1 protein-coding gene and 1 pseudogene are annotated in these 1,619 nt (G+C 39.2%); both read left to right on the plus strand.

Features of this window, described 5'->3' with window-relative positions; genetic code table 11:
- Positions 1 to 966, plus strand: a pseudogene (locus ACZFYI_RS20165) (hypothetical protein); the annotation flags it as partial.
- A gap of 64 nt (positions 967 to 1,030) precedes the next feature.
- Positions 1,031 to 1,348, plus strand: a complete 318-nt coding sequence (locus ACZFYI_RS20170) for a DUF6787 family protein (RefSeq protein WP_462525914.1) — start codon at positions 1,031 to 1,033, stop codon at positions 1,346 to 1,348.
- The last annotated feature ends 271 nt before the right edge of the window (positions 1,349 to 1,619 follow it).

Below are 1,619 nucleotides of genomic sequence, written 5' to 3' on the forward strand. Positions count from 1 at the left end.
TCTAAACCTGAAGACGGTTGGAACCAATTCAAAGACAGCGGCAGGTACAGCAGCGGCTATGCGGCACTTTTCAGCACTTTGAGTTTCATGCCGGAAACACACATGCTGAAGCCTTATGACCAAAGGGTGAAATCCACCTATGCGCTGTTTGAAACCTTTATAGAAGTCTTCCAAAAGGACGGTGATAAAATCGTAGAAATGGCCAAGGCAGACCGCTTGGCAAGAAAAAACCAAAAGGAATTTGCCTTAAACCATGTTTTGGACAAAGATCAAAATTCCCTGATTGAGTTTAAGGGCTATGAATCCGGCCAAAAACCATCTGAAATCTCAGGGCTTCCCAGGCTATATTATGACCGGACGAAACCGTTTTCCAAAGAAGTAAAATTCTTTGATACCTATTCTGATGGTTTGGTCATCGAAAAACCAAAAGCCTATATCATTCCCCAAGCTTGGTTCCCGGTGATTGAAAATCTTCAAAGAAACGGTGTCCAAATGGAAAAACTGAAATTGGACACTACCATACAGGTTACTGTCTATCATATCAAAGATTTTCAGACTTCCCAACGGCCATTTGAAGGACACTACCTCCATACCAATATTCAGATAGAAAAATCCAAAACTGCTGTCACTTTCAGAAAAGGGGATTTCATGATTGAAATGGATCAGGAAACCAACCGCTACATCATGGAAGTTTTGGAACCACAGGGAGAAGACAGTTTCTTTGCATGGAATTTCTTTGACACCATTCTACAAGCCAAAGAAGGTTTTTCAGCCTATGTTTTTGAAGATTTGGCTGCTGAATACCTAAAGCAAAATCCCGAACTCAGGAAACAGCTTGAAGAAGAAAAATCAAAAAATGAAGAATTGGCTAAAAGTGCCCAAGCCCAATTGAGATGGGTTCATGAACGCTCGCCTTGGAAGGAAAAAGAACACAACCGCTACCCGGTTTTCAGAGTAGAAAATTGAATTTTAGCAAACACTCACAAATAAATGGTGGTTGATTCTTTTTTGTCAACAATACAAAAACCAGATGTCCAAAGAATCGAAACCTAATTTTCTTACCAAGCTCCAAGCCAAATGGAACTTGAAAAGCCTGACGCAAGTGGTGCTTGTTTTGATCGTTTTTGCATTGACTGGTTTTACCATTTTGTTTATCAAAAAACCGATTTTTGACTTTTTGGGAGTCAGTATGGAAAGAGGCGGATTTTGGAAAACAGTCCTCTACCTGCTCTTGGTCTTGCCGCTTTACCAGATCATTCTCCTATTGTGGGGATTTGTTTTTGGACAGTTTACTTTCTTTTGGGAAAAAGAGAAACAGTTTTTTAGGAGGATAATTAGGAAAAAATGATCCAATGTTTCATAAGAATTAGAGCTTCTAGCTAAAGTTGATATTTATGGATATTGGATACTAATTGATATTGTATTTATTCCAACTTATTCAAAAATAGATACGCCTTGTTGACACCGTCATTTAGGACTTGGACTGAAGTTCATTTGCCGTGGCCGTGGACTATGGTCTGTCGACTATGGACAATATGACCATGCAAATATTCATTTTTTCAGGTTCTTCAAATACTCCATACTCTGCGGAACTTGCTTGTAATACAGAGGACTTTCAT

This window comes from Aquiflexum sp., assembly GCF_977115555.1.